General features: G+C 43.7%; 19 protein-coding genes and 1 pseudogene. 7 read left to right on the forward strand and 13 right to left on the reverse strand.

The genetic code is table 11. From position 1 onward, the window contains the following. Nucleotides 1–67: 67 nt before the first annotated feature. The 4 genes from VY86_RS11115 to VY86_RS11130 all read right to left on the reverse strand — a co-directional run bounded on the left by VY86_RS11115 (nt 68) and on the right by VY86_RS11130 (nt 4,682). Nucleotides 68–1,189, reverse strand: a complete 1,122-nt coding sequence (locus VY86_RS11115; protein ID WP_046974989.1) for a DUF4056 domain-containing protein — start codon at nt 1,187–1,189, stop codon at nt 68–70. Next, nucleotides 1,186–2,331 (reverse strand): BamA/TamA family outer membrane protein, encoded by a 1,146-nt coding sequence (locus VY86_RS11120; protein ID WP_046974990.1) that lies wholly within the window; start codon nt 2,329–2,331, stop codon nt 1,186–1,188. Before VY86_RS11120 ends, VY86_RS11115 begins: the two co-directional genes overlap by 4 nt. Next, on the reverse strand, nt 2,331–3,323 hold the full coding sequence (locus VY86_RS11125; RefSeq protein ID WP_046974991.1) for a hypothetical protein: 993 nt from the start codon (nt 3,321–3,323) through the stop codon (nt 2,331–2,333). The genes VY86_RS11120 and VY86_RS11125 overlap by 1 nt, the downstream gene beginning before the upstream one ends. Nucleotides 3,324–3,488: 165 nt before the next feature. Further along, nucleotides 3,489–4,682, reverse strand: a complete 1,194-nt coding sequence (locus VY86_RS11130) for a benzoate/H(+) symporter BenE family transporter (protein ID WP_046974992.1) — start codon at nt 4,680–4,682, stop codon at nt 3,489–3,491. 171 nt (nt 4,683–4,853) lie between these two features. Between VY86_RS11130 and VY86_RS11135 the strand changes: the two genes are divergently transcribed. After that, a complete protein-coding gene (locus VY86_RS11135) occupies nt 4,854–5,522 on the forward strand; it encodes an epoxyqueuosine reductase QueH (RefSeq protein WP_036844679.1) in 669 nt (222 codons plus the stop codon). Between the two features lie 73 nt (nt 5,523–5,595). Here the strand turns inward: VY86_RS11135 and VY86_RS23340 are convergent, their stop codons facing one another. Both VY86_RS23340 and VY86_RS11140 read right to left on the reverse strand, forming a co-directional pair. Then, nucleotides 5,596–5,712 carry a DUF3761 domain-containing protein gene (locus tag VY86_RS23340; protein ID WP_081704206.1) on the reverse strand — a complete coding sequence of 39 codons (117 nt, stop codon included), beginning with the start codon at nt 5,710–5,712 and terminating at the stop codon, nt 5,596–5,598. Further along, nucleotides 5,709–5,918: a hypothetical protein gene (locus VY86_RS11140; RefSeq protein ID WP_046974993.1), complete on the reverse strand. Its 210-nt coding sequence runs from the start codon at nt 5,916–5,918 to the stop codon at nt 5,709–5,711. The genes VY86_RS23340 and VY86_RS11140 overlap by 4 nt, the downstream gene beginning before the upstream one ends. Nucleotides 5,919–6,793: 875 nt before the next feature. On the opposite strand from VY86_RS11140, the gene VY86_RS11145 reads away from it, so the two are divergent. The 5 genes and pseudogenes from VY86_RS11145 (at nt 6,794) to VY86_RS11170 (ending at nt 10,828) form a co-directional block, all read left to right on the forward strand. After that, nucleotides 6,794–8,398 (forward strand): glycosyl hydrolase family 18 protein, encoded by a 1,605-nt coding sequence (locus VY86_RS11145; protein WP_046974994.1) that lies wholly within the window; start codon nt 6,794–6,796, stop codon nt 8,396–8,398. A gap of 262 nt (nt 8,399–8,660) precedes the next feature. Continuing rightward, nucleotides 8,661–9,053: pseudogene (locus VY86_RS11150) on the forward strand (reverse transcriptase N-terminal domain-containing protein); the annotation flags it as partial. Between the two features lie 246 nt (nt 9,054–9,299). Beyond that, on the forward strand, nt 9,300–9,617 hold the full coding sequence (locus VY86_RS11160) for a hypothetical protein (RefSeq protein ID WP_046974997.1): 318 nt from the start codon (nt 9,300–9,302) through the stop codon (nt 9,615–9,617). Nucleotide 9,618: 1 nt separating this feature from the next. After that, entirely contained in the window at nt 9,619–9,864 is a 246-nt protein-coding gene (locus tag VY86_RS11165; protein WP_052760817.1) for an HNH endonuclease, read from the forward strand. A gap of 64 nt (nt 9,865–9,928) precedes the next feature. Next, the gene (locus VY86_RS11170; RefSeq protein ID WP_046974998.1) at nt 9,929–10,828 is read left to right on the forward strand and encodes an Rpn family recombination-promoting nuclease/putative transposase; all 900 of its coding nucleotides are present in this window, start codon (nt 9,929–9,931) and stop codon (nt 10,826–10,828) included. Between the two features lie 13 nt (nt 10,829–10,841). Here the strand turns inward: VY86_RS11170 and VY86_RS11175 are convergent, their stop codons facing one another. The 7 genes from VY86_RS11175 to VY86_RS24105 form a co-directional block, all read right to left on the reverse strand. Further along, entirely contained in the window at nt 10,842–13,706 is a 2,865-nt protein-coding gene (locus VY86_RS11175; protein ID WP_046974999.1) for an RHS repeat protein, read from the reverse strand. 103 nt (nt 13,707–13,809) lie between these two features. Continuing rightward, complete coding sequence (locus tag VY86_RS11180) at nt 13,810–18,273, reverse strand: SpvB/TcaC N-terminal domain-containing protein (protein ID WP_046975000.1); 4,464 nt, start codon at nt 18,271–18,273, stop codon at nt 13,810–13,812. Between the two features lie 730 nt (nt 18,274–19,003). Beyond that, on the reverse strand, nt 19,004–19,591 hold the full coding sequence (locus tag VY86_RS11185) for a hypothetical protein (RefSeq protein ID WP_228939863.1): 588 nt from the start codon (nt 19,589–19,591) through the stop codon (nt 19,004–19,006). A 523-nt stretch (nt 19,592–20,114) separates the two neighbouring features. Continuing rightward, on the reverse strand, nt 20,115–21,134 hold the full coding sequence (locus VY86_RS11190) for a fucose-binding lectin II (RefSeq protein WP_046975002.1): 1,020 nt from the start codon (nt 21,132–21,134) through the stop codon (nt 20,115–20,117). A gap of 93 nt (nt 21,135–21,227) precedes the next feature. Next, complete coding sequence (locus VY86_RS23350; RefSeq protein WP_082111309.1) at nt 21,228–21,392, reverse strand: fucose-binding lectin II; 165 nt, start codon at nt 21,390–21,392, stop codon at nt 21,228–21,230. A gap of 230 nt (nt 21,393–21,622) precedes the next feature. Then, the gene (locus VY86_RS11195; protein WP_046975003.1) at nt 21,623–22,657 is read right to left on the reverse strand and encodes a fucose-binding lectin II; all 1,035 of its coding nucleotides are present in this window, start codon (nt 22,655–22,657) and stop codon (nt 21,623–21,625) included. A 421-nt stretch (nt 22,658–23,078) separates the two neighbouring features. Further along, nucleotides 23,079–24,026 (reverse strand): fucose-binding lectin II, encoded by a 948-nt coding sequence (locus VY86_RS24105; RefSeq protein WP_046975004.1) that lies wholly within the window; start codon nt 24,024–24,026, stop codon nt 23,079–23,081. Nucleotides 24,027–24,424: 398 nt separating this feature from the next. Here VY86_RS24105 and VY86_RS11205 point away from each other — a divergent pair, with 398 nt between their 5' ends. Beyond that, entirely contained in the window at nt 24,425–25,630 is a 1,206-nt protein-coding gene (locus VY86_RS11205; RefSeq protein ID WP_046975005.1) for an MFS transporter, read from the forward strand. Nucleotides 25,631–25,812 lie beyond the last annotated feature (182 nt).

Here is a 25,812-nt window from a genome sequence, read left to right on the forward strand (position 1 = left end):
TTGAGAAATAGTAATCTAAGATTTTTTTCCTCTTTGTGAAGAGGAGCAGTCAGTAGAAATATAGGGGTCAATGACTCTCTTGCTGCTCTTTCGCTTTTTCTGCTAATTGTGGGAAATCAAGAACAGTCCAGTAGCGTTCTGGTACTGGAAGCTCTTTCATTTGGTGGCTGGGCCACAATTGTAATTCGGCCAATTCAGATAATATGTAGCCGGAATATTGTTGTGGCAAAGTAAGCCTGAGTGGATATTGCTGCTCTGACGGTACCATATTCGGTGTACGATCGCTGTGAGTATGATAATCACGTTGAAGAACCAAGCGCTTATCAGGCACACGACGTTTACTGTCCCACCAGATACCATCGATCTGTCCAAACATTTTCTGGGTTTCATCAGAGGAGAGGGCTTTTAGTTCATGCAGTGCAGGCGGTAGAATAGCTTGCATTGATAAGCGATATTGCTTCATTGACGGTACTTGTCCTGCCAATATCAATGAAAGGGAAAGACGCGCTCCCAGCAAATTAGAGTAGAGATCTTCAGGAGAAAACGCAGAGACTTTTTCAGAAAACCCCGGTACAGATTGGTAACCATACCATTGGGCAATTTCATGCCATGCGGCAAGTTCAAAAGCCAGTTTTACCGCCAGATAAGCACTTAGGGTATAACGTTGTTCTATCGCAGCTGGTGGTGTGAATTGATAAAACTGGATGCGGCGTGATGCCAATTCGTTGCCTAATTCTATTTGCCACTCTTCCCCAAGACGAGGCCAAATTTGACTGAATAGAAAAACTGCATTATCAGCCGTATCCCGCACATGGGAAATATCAATGAATCCACCTCTGCGAGTATATATTATCCCTACTTTTTCATTACTGATTCCTGTTAATGAAGCGACGGTGCCAAAAAAGCTATTGTTATAATGATGTTCGCCAAGATCATCGGCATCCAGCACATTAGCTATTTGATAAAAAGGGACTGGAATAGCCAATAATTGTGTTTTCAAATCATAACCAAAAGCACAGCAGGCTCTTAATCCGTCGGGAGAGCGGATTGGGTCAAGAGCAGGCCATGCACGGGTTGCTTCGGCGGTTGTTTCACTATTTAGATCAGGTTGTACTGGTACAATTGGTAAAAAAGTTCCCTGACATCCTGCAACTAAAGTTAGAGCAGCAATCCATAAACGCAATTTCAAAAAGCTTCTCCCACCTGAAAATAAAATCCGTTGCTTTTTTTACCGATACCAAAGTCCAGTCTTACATTCATTTTAGGTTTGAATTCAAAGCGATATCCTGCCCCAATGGTGGGGAGCCAGTTTCCTGAGCCAATATCTTCGGCGTAATGGCTCATGGTGCCGGCTCCCGCCCACAAGACAAATCCGTGTCGCCAGTCCAGTTTGTGTCGATATTCCAGTTGGGTGCTGATAACATTTTTGTCCCGGTATCTGCCTTCATAATATCCGCGCATCCGGTTGCTGCTACCCAGCATCGACAGCCTATTCCACGGTACCTGACCATCAGTGAAACGGCCATGACTATCGAATGCCAGTACCGATTTTTCATTTAATTGGTAATAGGTGCTGTATTGCATATCAACGATGTTAAACCGGCGGTCACTGCCTAATGCCGGGGAAAAATGGGTGTAAGTAAGATCAAGAACTTGTCCCCGATGAGCGTTAGGCAGAAAATCCCGTGTATCATAACTGAAATAGGCACTGACACCTGAACTTAATATGGATTGTCCGTCCTTTTCTGCGGCGAATAGTTTTTTCGCGCCATTATCAGGATCTTTGGCATATAGTGATGAAAAATCCCAGCCAGCGCCCAAATAGGTGGAATCAGCAACCCGATAGAGCACTCTGGGTTGCAGGCGCAGTTCCTGTGATCGGTATTTTTCTTTATTATCATCTACCTTACCTGCGTCATATCCGCTTCCCCAGTAATAGGTGGGAACGTTATTCAATGTGCCGGAAAGAAAAAAACGCCATTGATCATCAGCGAAAAAACTGTAGTTATCAAATGTGAACCCAAAAGCACCTGTTGAAGAGGCAAATCCATTCAGGGAAAGGGAAGAGATCTGGCTGGTATGGTCGTGATCATCTGGCCGGTAAAGCCCAACTACGGCAACACCGACGCCAGCGCCTAATTCAGGGGTATAAAAAGGACCCGGCAAAATGCCCCAGTCAATGGCTTTACTGTTGTCATAGGTATTACTGCCACCTAATTTTTCCAGCCAGCCGTCGATTTTTTCCCTGCTAAGTGGTAATTGACCATATGAGAAATCTGAAATAAAAAAGCTGGCTAAAGCCAGCCCATATAGAGTACAGCGGATTTTCATTAAAAGCGGAACTCACCTGAAATATAGAAGCTGTTACGTTTGTTAAAGCCAAGTTCAGTCAGTAGATTGAAATTGCGTGTGACTTCCAGCCTTGCCCCAACGGTATTATTCCAGCGGGAAGCAACATGCTGTTTTACTTTGAATTTCATGTCTGGATCTTCGAGTGCACTTGCCAACGTGTCAAAGACGGGTGGTAAATCTAGGTTACTAATATTGCCTTCAAATTCTTGAGTAATTTTTTGGTACATACCACCGGTCCATACCTGTAATTTGGTATTTCCTTGCCCTGGGATGATTGGCTGGAATATAAATTCATAACCCACGCGCGGGGTGATGACCAAAGAGCTGATTTTACCATCCAGAATATCCAGATTAGTGTAGGTATAGTTGGTATCAAGTGTGCCAAAAAATTGATTATAACCACCTGCTAGAGTAACACCGCCACCATAGGTTTTACCTTTAAAATCCAGCTCGAAAGGAACATTTTCAGCTACTGGAGAAGAATAACCAGGAAAGAATTCGAATGCTATTTTATCCAGATTGGTTTTAGATGTTCCCTTTGTCCAACCATAGACTCCGTAAACATTCAGAAAAGGCAGAACCCAGCTATCCAGCTTGAGTACATGTGATTCGTTCTTTTCTCTGGTTTTACCTGCTTGGATAATCAGTGCGTCTTCAGTGTCTGGGTTTTTCGGCATAGTAATTTTAATATCGTCTACGACGATATTCTGGCGCATATTCATATAACCGTAACTGGCACCAAAAGGCTCAGGTAAGTCATAGCCTCTGGCTCTGGCTTCATCACCCCAAATAGGAAGTACACGTGATTCCTGCTTATTTGGTTTTCTGGATAAACTACCATCAGCAGTCGTTTGACTTCCACCAGACTGGCTGACAGAAAGAGAAAGAATTGGGCGGTCATCTGCATAGCTATAGGGGATTGCCAGACATGATGAAATAACAGCTAACTTACTAATATCAAAAAGTTTCATAATAGAAAACTCGGTTTGCGAGTAGATAGATTAAGGTTGTTGATGTCCCATCATAATTTTCAGAGTACAGAAGCACCGGCAAACTATCACAAGTTTTATGGATAATAAATATCATATGGATAATAAATATTATAAGGTGCTGAAGATTATAATTTTACTGTACGTTTAATGAGCGTCCTTGTTTTTTCCAGGCAAAGATAAAAGGATCATGGTTATTACACCACCGATTAATCCCCAGAATGCAGCGCCTACGCCAAGTAGTGTTACGCCGGAAGCGGTGATTAAAAATGTGATTACCGCAGCATCCCGTTGTTTTTCATTCTGCAATGCCTGGAGCAAGCTGCCGGAAATGGTTCCAAGTAAAGCTAATCCGGCGATGGTATGAATAAGAGCAGTGGGCAGTGCGCTGAATAACATGCTGATTGAGCCACCGAACAGGCCTGCGATCAGGTAAAACACACCCGCAGCGGCAGCGGCCATATAACGGCGATTAGGGTTGGTGTGGATTTCCGGGCTCATACAAATAGCGGCTGTAATGGCGGCAATACAGACGGAAAAGCCACCAAAAGGTGACAAGATCAGTGCGATTAACGCCGTCCAGCTTATCAGTGATGAAACCGAGACCTGATATCCTGCGGCTTTCAGTGTGGCGATGCCGGGTGCATTCTGAGAGGCCATCGTGACAATGAAAAATGGGACGCCTACACTTAATAATGAAGAGAGTGTAAAACTAGGTGCAATAAATTCAGGGATAGCAAAGGCGACAGCTGATTGTTGTTCAAAATGAATATCGCCCTGTAAAGAGGCGATAATTAGCCCTGATAACAGGGTTAAAACAATGGCATAGCGTGATAAATATCTGCGTGCCAGCAGATAAGTCAGACACATTCCGGCAGTCAGTACAAAATTGATTGAAAACGAGGAAAAAGCATCAAGACCAAAACGTAACAGAATTCCAGCCAGCATTGCTGCGGAAAGTGCTTGTGGAATATAGTTCATCAATCGTGCAAACAAGCCGGTAATACCACATAACAAGATCAGGACAGAAGCAAAGATAAATATACCAATGGCTTCATTGATTGATGCTCCTGGTAGGGTTGTCACCAGCAGCGCTGCGCCTGGTGTTGACCATGCAGTAAGGACCGGCGTTCGGTAATAAAGCGATAGCCCTAGCGAGCTGATACCCATGCCAAGCCCCAGCATACTCAGCCAGCCACCGATCTGCATGGTTGTGGCCCCTGCGGCTTCCGCAGCTTGAAAGATAATTGCCGCCGAGCTGGTATACCCAACCAGAACAGCGACAAATCCGGCTATGATTGCCGGAAAAGAGAGGTCACGCAGGGAAATTGCATGGTGCATCGTGGTCTCCTATCAAATTATTTTGGTTAAAAGAATCTGAATTTGTCTATAATTTAGTTAATTATCACTGTAGAGACAAGTAAGCCATCGGATGAATTCCTTGTCGAAAGATTTGCAGCTAAAATAACTATTTTTATAATTAATTCTTATAATTATTATGGAGCCTGCCCAATGGAAAACTTTGTTCGTCCTGTTTTAACGTTACCGGATAGTGCGGAACGGTTATTATTGCACTCTTGTTGTGCTCCTTGCTCCGGTGAAGTGATGGAAGCGTTGCATGCCTCTGGCATTGATTACACCGTCTTTTTCTATAACCCTAATATTCATCCAAAACGGGAATATTTGATCCGCAAAGAAGAGAATATCCGCTTTGCAGAACAACACAATGTGCCATTTGTGGATGCGGATTATGACAGCGACAACTGGTTTGAACGCGCTAAAGGCATGGAATGGGAACCGGAAAGAGGTGTTCGCTGCACGATGTGTTTTGATATGCGTTTTGAGCGCACTGCTTTGTATGCTTATGAAAACAATTTCAGCATGATCTCAAGCTCTTTAGGTATTTCCCGCTGGAAAAATATGCAGCAGATAAATGATTGTGGAAAACGGGCTGCAAGTCAGTATCCGGGGGTTAAATATTGGGATTACAACTGGCGTAAGCAAGGTGGCTCCGCCCGGATGATTGAAATCAGCAAACGGGAAAGATTTTATCAGCAGGAATATTGCGGTTGTATCTATTCATTGCGTGACAGTAATAAACACCGTAAGTCTCAGGGACGGGATATTATCAGAATTGGTGTGAAATATTATGGTGATGACGATACAGAAGGTGCTTGTTAAACCATTTACTTTTATATGTTGAGGGGGGATTTGTCCCCCCTGAATTTACGACTATTACACTATCAAACCCGTGTTATAACCATTTATCGACACCGCCATGATGGGAACAAGTTCCTCTACGATGTTGGCTGTAACTGAAAGAACCATCTCTACAGCGTGCGGTTGCCTCAGATAAGATGGGAGAACTCAGTGGGTTTTCTTTGCTTCTTTTGTCGCTTTATGATGCTGATGTTGTTTGCCTTCTTTAGAAGTGGCTTTGCCTGATTTAGTTTTCTCCATATGGGAAGATGTAACCTTGGTATCCGAAGATTGGGTTGCAGATGTGGTTGGTGCGGCTAATACTGCGCCAGAGAATAACAGTGATAATGCAGTTATAGATAAGCCTAAACGTGTCATGATAATTTTCCTGTGTTTTAACTTTGTTGTTTCATTTGCTGGGATACATTTTTAGCGCCTAACAAGCTACTTGATATTCCAGATTTGTTTTAATGCACAGTGAGTATACGTTTGTGATCGTTAATTCAGCAAATTTAAGATAATACCTTTTTATAGTTTTTTATAATTTGTTGAAGAATTGTTGAAGTTTTTTGGTCTGATTTGTCTGACAACAGGGAACGTTTATTTTATAGCAATGGTTTTCCGTGGTTAATTAATAAGCGATTGTTTCAGGCGATGTGGTTAATGGCCGGACATTTATTGGCATAGCTAATGTGGCATGGTTTGTTGGTCTATTGTTCGACTGTTTTTCGTCAGTGTTTAGGCTTGTCTCCCAGTATCTTGTGCCAGTGAATTATAGAGAATAGTCATGTCTACGAAGGAATAATTCATTGCCATACTTACAAAGAAAAATGCCAGACTCTTATTATGTGCACACTATGGGAATTATATATAATAACAAATAGCATTCAGTGGTAGAAATAAATAGTTATCTCCAAGGGGTGATTTCTGCAATAATTAAAGTAAATATAATTTAGTGGAATTGTCCTATAATAATGTTTTTTATTTAGATGGGATGGAATATTATTATAACTAATTCTATTTTCTTTGTGGACAACGGTGAAAACTATACTATTATGAAATTGATGAATTGAAATAATTAATGCGAATTTAGCCGTTCAGCAACTGCATCACAGTCGATAATAACACACTGAATATATTAACGCTCTATTAGGGAAAAACTTATACAGTTCATGATGAAAAGGCAATGAAGAGTCATAAAAACTCATTGGCTATAGTCAGAAAAATAATGTTAACCAAGTGGAGATAAATGTATGTCTAAATACAAATTAAACCGATGTATATTAGCAAGTTCGGTATTGTTATCTTTCATGTCAGGAAATGTTATTTCTGCCAATCCTAAAATATCAGCATATTATTTGAGTGGACCTGCTGCACAGGTTGATACTCAAGAATATTATGCCAGTCTGGATAATTTTAAAAGATTAAGCAGAGATATTGCTAAAAATAAGAGTAACTTTAATACGCTGGTATTGTCTTTTGTCCAGCCTAGTTTTGTTAACTATGAGAAAAACAGCCTGAAATGTTCAGGGTTATTTGGCTATACCTGTACCTCTAGCCAAATCATTAGTACAAGAGACGCTGAAAATGCCAGGTCTGATTTTGTGACATTAAAAGGTATTATCGCTGATTTAAAATCTCATGGAGTGAGTACTTATATTGCTGTAGGCGGATGGAACTTTAGTTGTTATCCGAAAATTTATGATATAACCGCCAACAAAAAAGACGCTTGTGGTAATGAACCGGGGGCGGTCTATGATATTTTCCCCAATCCAATGACTAAGATTCCTCGTTTTGATAGTAGTATTACGGGTAAGGCAGCAGATGGTGTGTATAGAAACATTGTTAATTTGGCTGCCGATTTAGATGTAGCAGGGATTGATGTGGATTATGAAGAGTTTTGGCACGCTGATATTAATGCAAAGAGCTGGAAATTAACGCCTGACTCAATCAAGGTTCCCTCTAACAACAGTGAAACTCTTATGACATCAACGTTAATAGCAAAGGGGTTAGGTGGTTATGTTTATGATGCGTCAATGAATATTGTCCCTGGCGCGGAAAGAATTCCCCGCGCTATGCCTGCAACCGTGGATAAATTCGCCGCTATTTTAAAGTCTTTTTACACTTCAATTAATGAAGTTAAACCATCGCTTCAGTTAAGTACCGCCGGTCCTGCAACTGGCGGTATCCCGAATATGTCTGCTAACTGGGGAACCAACGCGAGGAACAGTGATATTTATGGTGGTGCCTGGTGGGGGGGAAATCTCTATGGTTTGATTTATAATACCGCGCTGAGTTACCCCAAAATTATCAACCGACTCAGCTATATTGGTGTGATGACCTATGATTTGAGTGAAAAAGATTGTGGATTTATCGGGGGTGGTGAAACTTATATTCCTTGTGATCTGCCCGGACAAGTTAAGTATTATTATGGTCAATATATTAACTGGCTTAAATCAGGTAATGAAGTTGTGACTTTCCATGTCAAACTGAAAGGAGCGCGTAATTACGCTCAGGCATCAGTTCAACCGCAAAAATTATTGGTTTTGCCGCCTATTACAGTGGGGTTTGAAGTTGGTAAACCTGCAACCGGCAATTTACCGCTCACCAAGGCCAAGCTCAACAGCATATTAGATGGTACGATCAAATACGGTAAAACTGGCCTTATTATGTGGGATCTGTTTAAAAAGGAACGTTATGACGGAAATAACTGGAAAGATGAGTGGGCAACACCTAATGATGTTTTGTCTATTGCCTGTAAAAAAATAGGACTAACAGGAGAGCATTATAATTGTGATAGCTCTGTCCCGACACCTGAGCCTGTCCCGGCTTTTACCAAGAGAAAAAATCAGGGTTGATGTTTCATTTTTAATTCTTAAAGTATGCAGGTTTCCTTTGAAGGCGACCTGCATAATTAATCTGAACTTCGCTTTAAGAAGGAAATGAAAGTACCTGAGATACGATCAACGTTTTTGTCAAAGAAAATTCAAGACATCGCAGTCCGTTCGGTTGATAGGGATTGAGTGAGTCAGCAATATCATCCTACGTGAAAACGGGCAGACTTCGGCTGGGTTTTTCTTAACGAGATAATTTGATCAACCTTTTATACAAGGAAAGCAGATGACGACGCAAATAAACGGTGTCGGTGCCCCCTTGGACAGTTCGGAACTCTGGCACCCTATACCTTGGGAAAGCTGCCACCGGGAAGTCAAAAGGCTCCAGATGCGTATCGTTAAGGCGACAAAGGAAGGCAGGTGGAACAAAGTGAAAGCTTTGCAAAGACTGCTAACCCACTCATTTAGCGGCAAAGCGCTTGCCGTCAAACGAGTGACCGAAAATCGGGGAAAGAGAACGGCGGGTGTTGATCGAGTGACTTGGACAACGCCAAAGTCAAAATACCAGGCGATCACGACACTCAAGTCTCGTGGCTACCGTCCAAAGCCACTACGGCGGATATACATCCCTAAAAGTCATGGCAAGAAAAGACCTTTAAGTATCCCTTGTATGCGAGATGGGAAAAGGTCGGGCGTGACCCGATCAGGTAGGGATCGAAGAGACGAACGAAAGTGAACCGTTGATGATGTGTCGAAAGCGTATAGATGATGTCAAAACCACAGTGGAGTCGTTCCTGTGGGATAAGTGCAGGAGGCAACCTGTTTACTGCCTGCGCGGCATCCGGCATAAAAGCGGCGTGAAGTCGATCCAGGCTCTTGTGGGGAACGTGGGAACTGCAAAGGGAGAAGTGCAAGTGGAGGCCCCATGAGCGCCAGAGTACCAATGCGGAGTACAGGGGCGGAGCAAGCCGTAGTAGCGATGAAGGACCGTAATGGGTCCAAAGCAAAGGGCTTGCCCCATTGCGCTGATAGCGGGGCAGCAACCATCGGCGACGAAGCGGGTGGGAGGACTGCTGCAAAATCGGCAAAGCCATTTCCTGTCAGTAAGCGGCAGGTATGGGAAGCGTATAAGCGAGTGAAAGCCAACCGCGGAGCAGCAGGCATTGACGGACAAACACTGACCGGGTTTGATGAGAATGTGACAGACAATCTCTACAAGCTTCCAACAAAGGGCAGGCAATAAGATGCTGAATACTCTGTCTGGCCGTAAAAAATTGCAGAGCATCTGGCGCAGCCAACAAGGTTTGTGTCCCGTATGTCAGCAATTAATCACGCAAGAATCACGATGGCATCTCTATCATCTTGTTGATTTAACTAAAGGTGGAAGTAATACGCTCGACAACCTGATGATGTTGCATACCAGTTGTCATGAAAACGCCTGTTCGGACCGATTGAAAGTTGTGAAGCCGGCTCCCTCTAGGGGGCTTTGAAAAGCCTGAGCGCAGTGCGGTGAAAGTCGCACGCTGCGTTCTTTGGGGGCGGGGCCATAGTGATATGGCCCTGCTACCCGACCAGTTTTTAAGTCATATTGATACGGCCAGAGACTTTTTGGAGATTCATTTGCCTGCGACATTACGGGCAGTTTGTGATCTGGATACATTGCGGTTGGAATCAGGGTCATTTATTGAAGACAATCTGCGAGCGCATTATTCCGACATTTTGTATTCATTGAAAACAGCGCGGGGTGACGGTTATGTGTATTGCGTGATCGAGCACCAGAGTTCCCCGGACAAAATGATAGCATTTCGACTTATGCGTTACAGTATTTCAGCCATGCAACGGCATCTGGAGCAGGGACATGAAAAATTGCCACTGGTCATTCCGGTGTTGTTCTATCACGGAAAAATACAGCCGTATCCCTGGAGTACCAATTGGCTCGACTGCTTTGATGATCCGGCTCTGGCGAAGGAAATCTATTCCGGTACCTTCCCGCTGGTAGATGTGACGGTAATCCCGGACGATGAAATCCTGACGCATAAACGGGTCGCGCTACTGGAAATAGTGCAAAAGCATATCCGGCAGCGAGATATGGCGGAGCTGCTGCAAGAGTTGGTCATACTGCTGGCGTATGATTACTATACGGATGAACAGTTAAAAAGCGTGCTAAACTACTTATTACAGGCGGGAGATACCGCCGATCCAGAGGGTTTTATCCGGCGACTGGCAGAACAGTCCCCGAGGTATGAGGAGGTACTGATGACAATAGCACAAAGATTGGAACATAAAGCACGTCAGGAAGGGCGTCAGGAAGGGTGCCAAGAGGCAACTTTAAAGATTGCTCATGCATTGCTGAACAGCGGAATCGATCGTGAAACGGTGATGAAAACCACCGGCCTGAGCCAGAACGAACTTGAGCAAATTGACAACGATGCCAGCTCAAACTTTTTGGGGTGAGCTGGCTATTTCGTTATCGTCTGCCGCGCAGCAGTGGTCGGCTGGTGACCTGAGAGGGGTTATCCATTAACTTCCAATGTTCATTTTCCGAATAGACTCTTCCACTCTTAGGAACAATAGAGCCAACGAGTAAATCAACATGGTGAGGTTGCAGGCCAAGTTGGTTAAATGCTGCAACATCGACATTCATTGGTGCAGTCGGGAACTTTTTGTAGTCCTTTTCTAAAATGGCGTCTTCTGCGATCGCTTTAAATACCGCGGAAGGTATCTCGAATGATTTTATAACAAACGGCAGTTTTTCTTTGGGGTTTTCAGTTTTTTGTTCGTAAAACTGTAATGCCCGACGTGGGTTGCCGAAATTATAGAACGCAAGATTGCCACTGGATTTACCCTTATTGGCAGCAATATAATTTTTAGAGAATTGATACCATCCACCTCTCTTCTGCGCCTCGCCTGGCATGGTTTTATTCAGGTAGTCTTCTTTGCCGCCATGTTCGCTATTCCTGTTAGGAATTGCTATTTTTACTCCTCCGGTACCGGTAATCCCGGTATAAAGAAACTTCTCTGATTGTTGCGCCACTTCCACACGATAAACAGTGACGTTTTCAGTTGTTATGCCATGCAGGTTAATTTCTTCAGCCGCTGCCACTTTAGGTTCTGCAAAAGGCAATTCGTTAAAGAGAGCCGATGTTTCCCGTTCCTTGGCCGGCCCACGATAAGCTTCATGCCATAAACTATTCGTGCCTGATATTTTTGGCGCAAGTTCATCGCGTGTACCCAAACTATGCTCGCTAAAAGGTAATTGCTTAAATGCTTCCCGGGTATGCCACTGTTCCGGTGTTAATCCATCCGGATCATGTAATGTCACCGGATTATTCCGAACCATCCTGTAAAGGTTCACCCCATCCGCTGTTCCGGCAGGGTCCGCACTTAACCATCTCCCTACCCACGGCTGATAATATCGATAACCATAGTAATACAGCCCTGTAGCATCTCGTTCTTTGCCTGAGTAGCGAGTAAATTTGTAACTAGCTTCAGTTTGGTTTCTCACTGCCCACAAAGCTGTACCACCGAATGGATAGTACTCTTCGTGGCTGATAATTTTCCCCTTGTGATCCAGTTCAAGCTGGCTGGAGCCGGTAAGGTTATCGTAGCTGTAACGTACTTGATTGTTTTTGATATCTGTTGGTGGTTTGGTTTCCCAGTGCAGTATCCGTACTTGCGCGCGACCAGCTTCACCCACGGTAATGACTTGTAAGTCCTGTTTGATGATGGCGCTGTCTTGGGTTGTTCGCAGCTCCAATCCTGGCAGATAAATGACTCGCTGTTGGTAGGTAGGGGACAGGGCTTGCTGTTCACTTACTTTCAGTAATCGTATCCCATCGCTACCATAGCGATACCACTCTCTATCACTATTGATGCTGTTTCCTTGAGTTGCTTGTATCACTTGTTGCAACTGACCGCGAGTGTCCCAGCTCAGGTAGTGCCCCTGTACTAATGTATTCTGGTGGCCGCCGGCGTCAAACGAGTCATCCACGTGCATTGGATTTTCGGTCAATGTGCTCCACACTGCGCGGTTACTGCGGTTTGAAACCGTTATCTTTGTGGTATAGCTGCCTTGGGTGGCGGGTGAACTGTGTTGGATTTGCGTCAGATTGCCGCCACGATCATAAGTATAGGTACGGATATATTTGGTATAAGTATTGCTGTCAGAAGGCAGAACAGGAGAGGGTCGTAAGTTACTGTTCGGGCCGATATTCGCCATTTCCCGGCCAGTTGCTTCGATTAACTGGTATAGAGAATCGTAACTATAGGTATTCTTCGGTACCACTTTCTGGTTGCGCCAGAAGCGGGTGGCTTCTGCACTATTACGAATATTAATGACATTACCCACTGGATCATATTCATAGCGTAAATCTTGTAACACTTTATTGTCTGAGGTGCGGAGGGTGATGATGCTAATCAGACGTTGTGTTTCCGGTTCATAAGTGTATTCGGTTACCACACCGTTACCATGTATTTCTTGCAGTTTCTGCCCAGCGGCTGAATAACTCAGGGATTTGACGATAATCTGTTCACTCTGGCCTTTTACTGTCAGCTTGCTGCTGTTCAATTGTCCGGCAATATTGTAGGTCAGACGCTGTATATTGCCTTTCGTATCTGTCTGCATCAGTAACGCGCCAGTAGCGTCAAAGGCGCTTTGTGTAGTGTAGGCCTCGCTGTCCAGGCGGCTCTGGTTGGTGACTTGGTTATCATCTTTCCAGTCTGCCTGATGATTATCGGACAGCAATTGACGGGATTGTGATAAGACGGTCCCGGTTAGTGACCGGCTTTCTAACTGGATTAGCCCCGCAGTGTCATAGTGATTCACACACTGGCCGACAAGGTTGTGGTCTTTTGCCTCCTGTGTATTCCGGGACCAGATAAGGCGTTCAGTCACGCGTGCCGTTGCTTCCCCAGATACTTGTTCAGTGACTGACAACAGGCGGCCCGGCAAGGAAGCGGCTTCATATTGCCGGGTTTGTATAACTTTGGTTGCGGTTTTTGTCAGTACCGGGCGGCCTTCAATATCATTGAGGGTGACGGTGTGGCCTGCATCAACACTCTCTGTACTCAGGATATTGCCGGTCAGATTGTACTGCCAGGTAAAATTGGGCTTCACTGAACTATCAGTTTGCATGGCGTCATACAGGCGCGGATCAATACTTTGGGTCCGATATCCATAAGCATCGTACTGATGACGGGTGATACGGGGGTCTGTATCACCCCCTGCGGTGGTGCGGTGAAAACTGATTTCACGGATAGTCAGGCCACGGTTGTCCCGAACACTGACGGTGGGAGTATCGGCAAAGGTTGCCGGATTAAAAAAGGATGTCATATTACTATTCCTCATGTTGATAGATACTGCCCCGCCATGTAGCTGTCTCTTGATCTATGAAATATGATCAAGAGACAGCTACATGGCGGGGCAACGGGTAAAATTATGGGTTTCTTGACGCGGTGTCGTTTTCATCCTCACTGACGACAAACCACGGGGTGTACTGTCTTTCCCGCAGGTATTTCTTCGCGGTGATGACTTTGTATTCACGTCCCAATGGATCATAAAGATGAGTATCGGCAAATAGGTCATCTCGTGCGCTGTCATCATTGACATAGCGCCAGTCATTCAGAAAATAGGGTTGATAAGTGTGCACCGGCTGACCTTTGTCATCGTATTCCGTGCGACCGGAAACAGCCCAGCGGGTATCTGTTGATGCACTAACCAGCGCCCCATTAGCATCCACTACCAGCCCGCCGTCCTCTTGTCGTTGCCAGGCATCACCGGATTCATGGCGAACTGAACTCTGGAGTAACCGGCCAAAACCGTCGCTGAAACTCACCGTTTGTTGCTGCTGCTGTGGTTCGCTGTCGTAACGGTCAGTGGTGATCATCAGCCCATGTGGAGGCAAACGGGGAATATCCGCCAATAAGGAGGCTTCATGAACAGTCAGTTTCTGGCTGTCTGCCGTGCGTTTCCTGCCCAGTGCATACACCTTGCCATCCTCGGTGACTACCTGGGTGGTACGAAGTTGCTTCCACCGGGTTTCGGCCTCTTCTTGTGATCCGAAAAGCTGAGACGGGGAGAGTGATGGCATCCAACTGTCAATGGCATAAACTAGGCATTGAGCAACGGGAAGTGCGCCTGTTAACGCCAGCGCTTTATCAACGGAATTTGGTGGCGTAAAGGGTTTCTCTTCTGGTGTTGAATAACCTGTGGCTTGTCCGGACTCTGTACCCCAGAACCGGCTGGTGGTCACGCGGCCCAGCGCATCCAGGGTCACAATGTGTTGATTATCATTAATATCTGTCAGTTGTACTGGTGTCAGGAAACGATAATCGTAACGGGCTTGCGTTGTTAATCCAGCGGCATCCTGAGTCTGTGTTACAACACAATGATAGGTATCCCATTTCAGGGTGGTTTCCCCCGTCAGCAGCGAGTTACGTTGAGCCTGAGGCCGCCAGAACTTGGCTGCATCACCGTAATCGGTATATCCCTGACGTGCCACCCATACCTGACTTTCTGATCCAGTATTAAACAGCCGTGCAGCCTGTTGATAACCGGCTTGTATCAGTACGGTATTCAGTTCCTGTTCTTCCATGACATCTTTGTAAGCCAGCAATGAAGTTTCGTCCAGCATGGCAGTTTCGCTGAATGCCACCAATGCTTGAAGTGTCGGTTTTTCCAGCGGTGTATCTGACTGACCTGCGGTATAAAATGTTCGTTGCTGTCCCAGATAAACAGCAGCTTTCTCATCTGCCAGCAAGCCATCTTCTTTCAGCAACACTTCAAGCGAAATCCCTTCTGCTGGAATTTTAGTCCGGTCATAGGTGTAAACATCACTGCGTTGCGCATCAGGTAAACCCAGCCGCCAGTTTTCTCCGTCAGTCAGATGATGCCAGCGACTTTTTTGCCGAACCAGACGCAGCAACTGTTGCTGATCATCATAACTGCTGTCGAACAGCGTATCCGGCAGCGTCGGCGGGTAGGGGTTTTCAGCGGGTTTTACCCTGCGCGGCCAGGCAATATCAACGCTTTGCAGCGTCTGACCAAAAATATCTTGTTGCAGTTGAATGCGTTGGGTGAGCTGTGGATCACTGGTGATACGCTCATAGTGATAGCTGCGGTTTTCAATGGTGGTGATCCAGACGGCTAACTCAGTTTCTTTATTGACGGGAATAGAGCGTGCCTGATAGCGCGACTCACTGACGGTATAAGGGATTGTTTGATTATCTGTTCCGTCCAGACCATAGACCTCATTGCGCAACAGCCGGCCCTTAAGTGCTCTGGTCAGCCAGTTACGCTGTGTGTCATTGGGGGTGAACACCTTGTCTGTTTGGCTGGCATTGTTCCAGGCGGTATAGCGGGTTTCAAATCCGGTGTAAGCCTGAGTATCTCCTTGCCAGTACTCCGCTGCTAACTGGTTGTCTACTTTATCCATCCCGGTGGCAAACCAACTGATGCTCAGTGACGGTGCGGCCTGTTCCGGTGCGGTGCCGTGAGAAAACGTCGTGATATCTGTTTGTCTGACACAACCAAACCCTCTGAACTCCCGCTCTTTACCATCCCAGACGCCGTGGCTGTAGCTGACTTCACTGGTGAGTCGGTTACCGCTGATTTCATCCTGAATTTCGGTATGCCATAGCAGATGCATTGGAAATGGTAGGTAACAAGCCGGTGATTTGCCCGCTTTCGTGAGCTGTAACTTCTCATCCAGCCAGAATTGGGCAGAACTGCGGTAATGCAGGGTATGATGTGCGCCCCGGTTATTGTTCATCACATTTAACAACCAGGGTTTGGTCAGTGACAGGTCACAACGCCAGTGATGCGGTGCCATATGAGGCACGGTCAAAATCAGGCTGGCTACTCCCAGCCCTTGAATATCAGCAACCTGCAGCTGACAGGTGTTATCGAACTGTACCCCTTCAGGCAAAGCTAATGTTAGTGGGGCATCAAACTGATTACCGCTTTGGTTGAGATAAAGCAGCAGGGAATGGGATTGAGCATAGATAAGGTCGGTGGTGCCGGAGCCATCAATATCGGCCAGAAACAACTGTTCAGGATTAAAGCTGCTTTCGGGCTGGCTGAATCCTGGCAGGGTCAGTGGCTGGCCGAAACGGCCATGTCCCAGATTGGGCCAGCAGGTGACGCTGTTAGCACGGATTTCCACCAGATGTTGCTGGCCGGAACCGAGCATGTCACTAAAGGCTACCAGTTTACGGGCGTCGGTTCCGGTAACCGGCAGGGTGATACCTGCGGATTGGGGGACATCCTGACCTTTGCGCCAGCCATCCCGTTGGTTTGCATACAGACGTACACTTTTCGGCCCGATTAACACCAAATCGGATAAGCCTGCCCCGACAAGGTCGGCGAACTGGGCGCTTGGATGGAAATATTCCACCGGCAAGGCATTGATTGGCGTAAAGTGTGTCCATTTACCGTCGGGTTGCTGGCTGTGGTATCCCCGGACACCGGAAGCGGTGACCACCCAATCCAGTTGGCCATCCCCGTTGATGTCTATCAATGAGGCATTCTCCTGCAAATTGGGCAGGGTGGGCAACGGTGCTATTTTGCTGTAGGCCACGGCATTGCTGTCTTTGCCTTCTTGACGTTGCGGGGCTTTATACCACCAGGCGCCACGTTCCTGATATAACATGCCCGGCAACCCTTCTCCCCGCAGGTCAACCAGTTGATAATGTTGCTGGGGATTAAAGTTATCCAACGCATCGAACCGCTGCCATGCAGGGATTTTTTCATGGTCGAATCGTTGCCAGGCTAACTCCAGAGGGGGCAGGGTGATAGGGCTGCCGTCGGGTTCGTGACTTAATTGACGGGCGGCAGTCAATATGGTGATGCCGGCATTTTTGTCATAGTCCAGTATCAGGCGCCCGACCAATTCCGGTGTGTTATTGGCGCCAACGTCTCCGGCCAGCAACGCGGTGCGGTGAAACATCAGCACTTGCTGACACAGGCGGCGGGTACGCACTTCAAAACCGTATTCATAACGGGAGAAAGTGTCCGGGCGTACAGACCATTGTGCTGTACCCGTATCCCATGTTGGTACGGTATACAGTGAGGTATCTCGTTCACCGTGGTCAAAGACCAGATGAAATAACCACTCTTCTGGGGCTGGTGGTGTGTTATCCAATATAAACAGGTTGGTTTGCGGTTTGATATTCCCGTAATTTACCTGCACCAGATAGTGTTGTGCCGTGGTATTCGGGTGACGTGTTTTTTCGTTATTGTCGCAATTAGCTTCATCTTCGGCCCGGTACTGGTAGCTGACATGCTCACCGGTCGGCGTCACTGTTTCTTCCAATAACCACTGGGCGATTTGCTGGTCATTTTGCGGATTAGCCAGGCAAGCCTGTGCTGTTTTTCCCAGAATGTGTAATTGTCCATCCGGCGACGATATCAGCCAGAATGCGCGTCCTTCCTGACCAGAGGCCGGTTGCCAGTATTCGATTTTACTAAAATCCTGTATCTGACGGGGCTGATAGCGGGTCACGGTATAGGAAACCGGCAGGGTAATGCCTTGCAGCGCCTTAACGTCCTGTCGAATATCGGGTTGTCCCTGATCATTCAGGGCGATGTTCATCACCTCGCCGCCTGGGGATAAAAATGTGTCGTTATTATCGTACTGTGGAATGCCGTGTTGAGTACGTCGGCTAATGGTCGTAACGCTGCATTGCCAGCCGATACCGAAAGGCCCGTTACCTGCACTGCTGCTATACGTCAGCGATAACCCAGGAGCAGTACCCCGTCCGGCAGAGAGAGGTAACGGCAGGGAGAGCGTTGCCATTCCATCAGGACCGGCGGCGTTAAGTGCTTCTCCCATACCACTGATAGCGCCGCCGCCTTTGGGGAGTGACAGCGTTGTAACCGATACTTCTGATGAATCCTGCATAAAATACTCCTTATGACAGGCCTCTTACAGGGACCTGTGATAGAACAAAGAAAAGAAATTTACGCGTCTCTAATGATGTAACTCAGATGCACAATGATGTCACTCAAGTTGGCAACTAGATCATGTTGCGCTCCTTCCTTACCGGCATGGAAATATTAAGCGCCAGCGTGCCGGTTGTCGTTGAAGTCGGTAACAAACCGGCCATTGTCATTCATACCGTGTGACAATTCATAAATATTCCTTTTTGTTTTTACTTATTTATTGCTAATTCATTTAATGTGGTACATGGATGAGTAAACTGATCAGCAAGAGAAAACTTATCCAGTATGCTTATGGCAAAAGGCGTTATAAAAATTGATTTATGATAATGGACTAATCCATGATTTATCTTAGGTATTAGACTTGATTCACTGTTTGGTAAGTGTTTCTAATTGATATAGGGATGACTTTATAGTGTGGGAGCTTATTATGTTAAGCTCATTTTTTATTAATCCAGGAATAAAAAATTCATTCAATGATGGCAGTGGAGGAACCACGTAACGGTTTGAGGCTGAAAATAATCAGGCTTGCATTTATCGGGGCGTTTTTGATCTTCTGTCAGCCAATTTATTGATAATTTTTAAACAATTCGTGAATGAATACCCTCTCTGTCTATTTGCTGGCTAAAACGTACAAAAGCCGGTTTTATTCGCTTTTGCCAGCTTCATTTGAGTTATAACGATGCTTGTTGTTACCGCATCTTGCGCCACAATGGCATGATATTGGTTAATACATCAGGGGGAGGGCAAGGATCATTCACCTTTGTCATTTTCCACAAACCGGTATGGCTTTTACGGGCAGCATTATTGGACATAAATACTTGATATAACGAACCTGTGTCTCCGGCATGATTATGGGTATCAAGAAAACCTTTGTTTCCCCATCGATTATAGAGAGAGAGGTTATCGCCTTCTCTGATGTTTCCATTTGGCAGCGTAGTTTCACAATAAATAACCCATTCCAAGGTTGCTCTTTTACGGATATCTGAGGTGTAGACTTGGTGTACCTCCGTTGATTGCTCATATTGATCCACCACATTATAGTACCGTAAGTAACCGCCATCACAGTAATACAGGTTGTGAAGTAAGATAATATCATTATTCATTATCTCACTACCGGCAGGTTTTTCTGTTGCTGACTCAATTCTCCATGCTCCACCATAAATAGCTAAAGATGCATCTACTGTTACAACGGCATATTTGGTACCGGGTTTATTACCGTTGCCAAATACACTGAGATATCCACCGCTCCAGTTCTTATAGCTGTTTAATATTGTCACGGTATCTCCATATTTAAGTACATTCTCCATCGTTTCCTCGGCAAGTATGTTATTTTTTTCTGAAAAATTGATACCCCCCTGAAATTATTTTCCATTGGATAATGCTATTTCTTGCGTATATTCCTGGTGTCATTTCAGGATTTGGTTATCGTAACAAGCGGGTTATCTCACCTTTGCTGTGATCCCTTGTGGGCCTGAAATAGGGTCGAATTCCTGCATCACTGAATATTCATAGCAATGGGAGATAGAGAAAGAAAAGATAAAAAAGTTAATTTTTATCAAATAAGGGGCTATTTGGTGGGTTGCAGGTTATTTTCCGGTTATTACGTTACCTAAAAGTTGAAATATTATTTTTTCTGTTTATCACAGTGCACTATAGCCGTAAAGGAAGTCTCTTTTTGCTGATATATCTATCGTGGAGCACAACAAAAAGCGACATAATGCCGCTTCAATTGATGGATAAATTTCATCTCTACTGGCATTGCTGGATTTGCCAGGACGATATATTTTTATTTTTGGTGATTCACGCCTGCGGCCAGATCAACACCACTACGCTGTCGTTATATTTATTAGCGGTACCATTTTCAGCACCGATAATGGTTGTTCCTGGTTTTGCGTCAAGGGGATTATTGGCATAACGCAACTTGCATGGTTTGCCATCTCCTGCAATTTCGATGCAGACTTTGCCTGTGCCTGACGAGTAAGTCTTAAAGCCCAATACGCTATTTACGCCTTTACCGGTTAATGTATCTGCCAACTGGCCGTCAATATACACTTTTATCGTTTGCTGATGGATATCGGTATTAACGTAAGCAGACAGGCCAAACTTTATATTGTGAGGTAACTGGATGCAGTGTTTACCGGTGTTGTTGGTGCCGCATATTCCGCCACAGTTTCCACTGCTGTTACTGCCTAATAGATCGGTATCAACCGATACCGCAGCTTGAATTTTGTTGAAAGTCACTCCGAGCCAATAAGTTTGAATGGCGGTAGGTCCACCATCAATAGCATTCGATTGCGTGTTATATCGGATGTAAGAATTACCTTTGAAAAGATAAATTATAGAGCCGGCAATATTCTTCCATAAAATAACCGCATCCAGATTTTCACTGAATTCTGAGTATTTCCCTGTTGTTCCCCATCGATCTGAGATGGTTTTCTTATTGGTTGTATGTGAACTCACTGTATAATCGATGCAATCTTTGCCTTTAAAAAAACAAACGGTATTTGTTGACAATTCTGTGGCAGCATCTATGCCATTTTCAAATCCAGTGCCTTTCAATCCAGGCCATCCATCCACAATGGGTTTTGGTCCATCGATTATCTGCGCTTTTGCAATGTCGAATTTAAGATATTGCGATCCTTTGAAGAAATATAATGAGCCATTTAAGTTAATCACATCGTCAATATCTTTTTGGAACTCGATGGGCAGGTTGGGCCAGTCATTACTGATAGGCTGAGGAGTATCTCCTTTGTTTATTTGAGGATCATCATAATATTTAATGTTTTCTGTATTAAGAAAGAAGTAGGTATTGGTATTCATTAGTGTGTATCCTTAATAATAGTTGAGTTAAACATTATTTTGGTGATTTGTTAACTTTTCTGCTTTCAGATATAACAGTGATACATTTTTGTCTTATGATAATGGCCAATTCAACACTACCACATTATCGTCATAATTGTTATTGGTTCCATTGCTGGCACCGATAATGGTGTTTCCCGGTTTTTCGTCGAGTGGGTTATAGGCATAACGGAGTTTGCATGGTTTGCCATCTCGATGCAGATTTTTCCTGTACCGGATGTTCCGCTACAGCTTCACCTTTGGAAACCTATCGGAAGATTAGCCTAATCGTTATTTATAGGTCGGGGATAGTCAGTGTCTGCCTCATATGACTTTTCATTATGTTTAATATTTTCTGCATTAGGGAAAAGGTAACACAATAGATCAACAAAAAAGCGGCATAATACCGCTTTAATTTATTGATGACTTTTATCGTTGCCAATAATGACATTAATTAAAAAATCTTTAATTCACAACAACGGCCAGTTCAATACCACTATACTGTCATTATAGTTATTTTTGTTGTCATTTTCGGCGCCGATGATAACGGATCCAGGCTTTCCATCAAGGGTATTATCGAAATAACGGAGTTTGCATGGTTTGCTATCCCCGACAATTTCGATACAGACTTTACCTGTACCTGATGTATAGGTTTTAACGCCAATGACATTATCTGTTCCTCTTCCGGTCAATGTATCTATCAGAAGGTTGTCAATATACACTTTTATAGTTTGCTGATGAGTGCTTGTATTGGCATAGGCTGTCAGGCCAAATCTGATGCTGTGAGGTAATTCAAAACAGTGTTTACCTGTGTCATTGGTACCACATACTCCACAATTTCCACTATTATTGTCCCGCTTGCTGCCTAACAAATCTGCGTCAACTGATACTGCGGCTTGGATTTTGTTGAAGGTTACTCCAGGCCAACCAGATTGGATGGGTGTAGGTCCAATATCAATGGCACCTTTTTTCGTATTATATCGGATGTAATTATTGTTTTTGAAAAAATAAATAATAAAGCCGGCAATATTTCTCCATAAAATAATGGAATCCAGATTATTACTGTATCCTGCATATTTTCCAGTTGTTTTCCATCCGGCTGATATAGTATTTATATTAATCGTGTGTGAACTGATGGTATATCTGAGATAATGGCTTCCTTTAAAAAAATAAACAATATCTTGTTTTGTATCCACCCATTCTGTGGCTGCATCTATCCCATTTTCAAACTCGGTTCCTTTTAATCCAGGCCATCCGTCTACAATGGGTTTTGGTCCTTCACTCACCTGAGCTTTCGCTATATCGAATTTAAGATATCGTGAACCTTTAAAAAAATACAAATAACCGTTTAAATTAATTACATCGTCAATATGCCTTTGAAACTCGTCAGGAAGGTTGGGCCAATCTTTACTGATAGGCTGTGGAGTGGTTCCTTTGTTTATTTGTGGATCATCATAATATTTAATATTTTCTGCGTTGAGAAAGAGGTAGGTATTTGTATTCATATATTATATGTCCTTTGAGATAATTAGATTTTAAAGTATTATTCAAATCTGCTGTTTTTTATTTCACCATGTTTGTTATATATCTGGTGTTACAGGATGATTTGCGTTTCTGATATTAATTCTATTGATGGGCTATAGGCAACATTATATATTGGTAAGTTATTGATTGATTTGGTTTGGTTGGTTTTTTGCGAAAACATAAATATATTCTAAGTGACGTGGTTTATATTTATTGAATAAGTCTTGAAATACTATTCTATATTTTTATTGGCGTTTCATTAGGTGTTTTTTATTTTTGAGATGATGTTGATATACATATTAATGATGTTCGCGATACAACAAAAAAGCGGCATAATACCGCTTTAATTTATTGATAGAATTTATCGTTGCCAATAATAACATTAATTAAAAAATCTTTAATTCACAACAACGGCCAGTGTAATATCACTATGCTATCATTGTAGTTATTATTAGTACTATTTTCAGCACCAATAATGACTGCTCCTGGTTTTCCTTCAAGTGTGTTATAGGAATAACGGAGTTTGCATGGTTTGCCATTTCCTTCAATTTCAATACAGATTTTGCCTGTACCTGATGTATAGGATTTGGTGGTCGTTTCTTTGCCGGTTAATGTATCTATCAGAAGGCCATCAATATACACTTTTACAGTTTGCTGATAAGTGCTCGTATTATCGTAAGCTGTCAAGCCAAACCGGATACTCTGAGGTAACTGGAAGCAGTATTTACCGGTGTCATTGGTACCGCATTCTCCGCCACAATTGGAGGGTTTGTTAGGAGCACAAGGATCATTAACCTTTTCCATTTTCCACAGGCCTGTGTAGGGCAAACGTGGCGTCGATCCGGAAGTAAACACCTGATATTTCGAATTCGCGAAAGTGGCATGGTTACATGTATTAAGAAAACCTTTTTTATCATATCGATTAAAAAGAGCGAAAATACCTTCTTCTGTAATTCTTCCATCTTGAGAAACGTTTTGCTGATTAATCAACCATAACATTGTTGTTTTGGCGTGGAGATTAATATCTGATGTATTAACTTTATAAATTTCTGTCGGTGCTTCACTACCTGCTTCGCTATAGCATGTTAAGTAGCCACCGTCACATTGATAAAGGTTGTGAGGTAAGATAGTGTCATTGTTTATTATCTCACTGCCGATCGGTTTTCCTGTGCCTGACTCTATTCGCCATATTCCTCCTCCTAGATTAGAATAAGAGGGAGTTACTGTGACCACGTTATGCTTGGCGCCGGGTCGAGTATCATTATGATATACACTGAGATATCCCCCATCCCAGTTTTGATAGTTATTCAATATTTTTACTGTATCGCCATATCTAATTACATTATCCATTGTTTCTCCTGGAGTTTTGTTATTTTTTTAACCGTTGATATGTTTTTATAGAGGCCTGACCTTTAAGTCTCTTCAGGCATTAGGTATCAGTGCAGGCAGCATGTCCCATTTTTGGTGGTCCTCGCAAGAAATGACAATAGCGATTAATGCCCGCCGATTGAGTATCAACATTTATGACGGGCAGAGAAAGGCAGAGCATTTGTCACTTGTGTCTAACAATGAGCCGACCGTTAAAATTGTCGTTGCTTGATTATTCTGTTTTGTAATCTTCTGCTTCATTACAGAAGCTTGTCACGTTAAGGGCTCACTGTGATGATGCGCTTTTTTTTTAATCTGTGCGTGAGGTAAATTGCTCATTATATAGATGAAATTTACGTCAACTGGAATTGGAATTTATAATGTCAAAGTTAATTGAAGGTAATCAGATAGTTATTATTGCGATGGTCGTTGCATTAGTTCAGTTTATTAATGCGCTGGAGTACATGATGGTGACTCCGCTTTTTGTGTATATGTGCGATGATTTTCACATGCCTGTGACTATGGCGGGAGTGATTGCTGGTACTTATGTTCTTGCCTCAGTCTTTTCTGGTCTGGCATCCTTTTTCTTTCTCGATCGCTTTAATAAAAGAAAGGTTCTCATTGTAAACACCTTACTTCTCGGTTTGATTACTTTCCTGACAATTTTTTCCACCGAGCCATACCAACTTATTCTGCTGCGTATGATTGCCGGTCTGTTTGGTGGCGTTACATTGGGGGTTGGGATTGGGATCCTACTGAATAATTCCCCGGAAAATATGCGGGGAAGGGTACTGGGGATTGCGTTTTCGTCTTTTTCATTCGTAAGCATTTTAGGTATGCCGCTGTGTTTATATCTGGCGACGAGTTTTACTTGGAAAATTCCTTTTTTATTGATCGTTATTTTATGCATCGTCAGTTTGCCTCTGATCCTTTGCTTTATTCCAGGAACAGAGAAGGTAAAAAATAGCCAGAATAAAATTGTGCTGACCAAAAAAATAGCATTGGCCGGGTTAGCAAGCGGTGTCAGTAACTTTAGTCCCTTCATGCTGATTCCGATACTTGTTCCGCTATTAACCGATGTGTTTTATGTTCCGGAAGATAGGGTTTCACTGGTATTTTTTATTGGTGGCCTGGCTTCTTGGTTGGGGACTTATTTAACTGGAAAGCTTTGTGATAAATATCCTCCGCAGAAAATTACCATTGCGGCGGCGGCTTTATTTATTGTTAATATTCTTCTGGGATTAATGGGGAAAATGAATGGATATGTATTCTTTGCCCTTTTTATGTTTGCGACTTATGTGCAGGTTATGGCGGCCAACGTACTGGCTTCTTATGCTTCGACGCCTGAGAATCGTGCGGGTTTTGGTGCCCTTCAAATGGCTTTATCCAATCTGGGTGCCGGTGTCGTGTTTTTCTTCTCTTCCATTTTTTTAAGTGGTAAAGCGATTACGGTTGAAAGCGTACAGCCTATTTTCATATTGTCTATGGTTAGCGCTCTAATATTACCGATATATGTAAGAAAATTAGCTCAAGTGTTGAAAAGAGATGCTAAGAGTTTAATGAATAATTCTTACAGTAACAGTTAAAGGAAAACAACGATAGATATGTGATCTAGCCTTAATGGTAAAATAGCAGTTTTGAGCTATATTTAAGTTTAAGGCTAATCATTGATATAAGATCATTGGCGTGATTAATAAAAATGGAATGTTGTTGAAAGTATAATGTCACTGGAGGGAATTATTATTATAGAATAATTTTGGCCAATGCT

This window comes from Photorhabdus thracensis (assembly GCF_001010285.1).
Classification (GTDB): domain Bacteria; phylum Pseudomonadota; class Gammaproteobacteria; order Enterobacterales; family Enterobacteriaceae; genus Photorhabdus; species Photorhabdus temperata.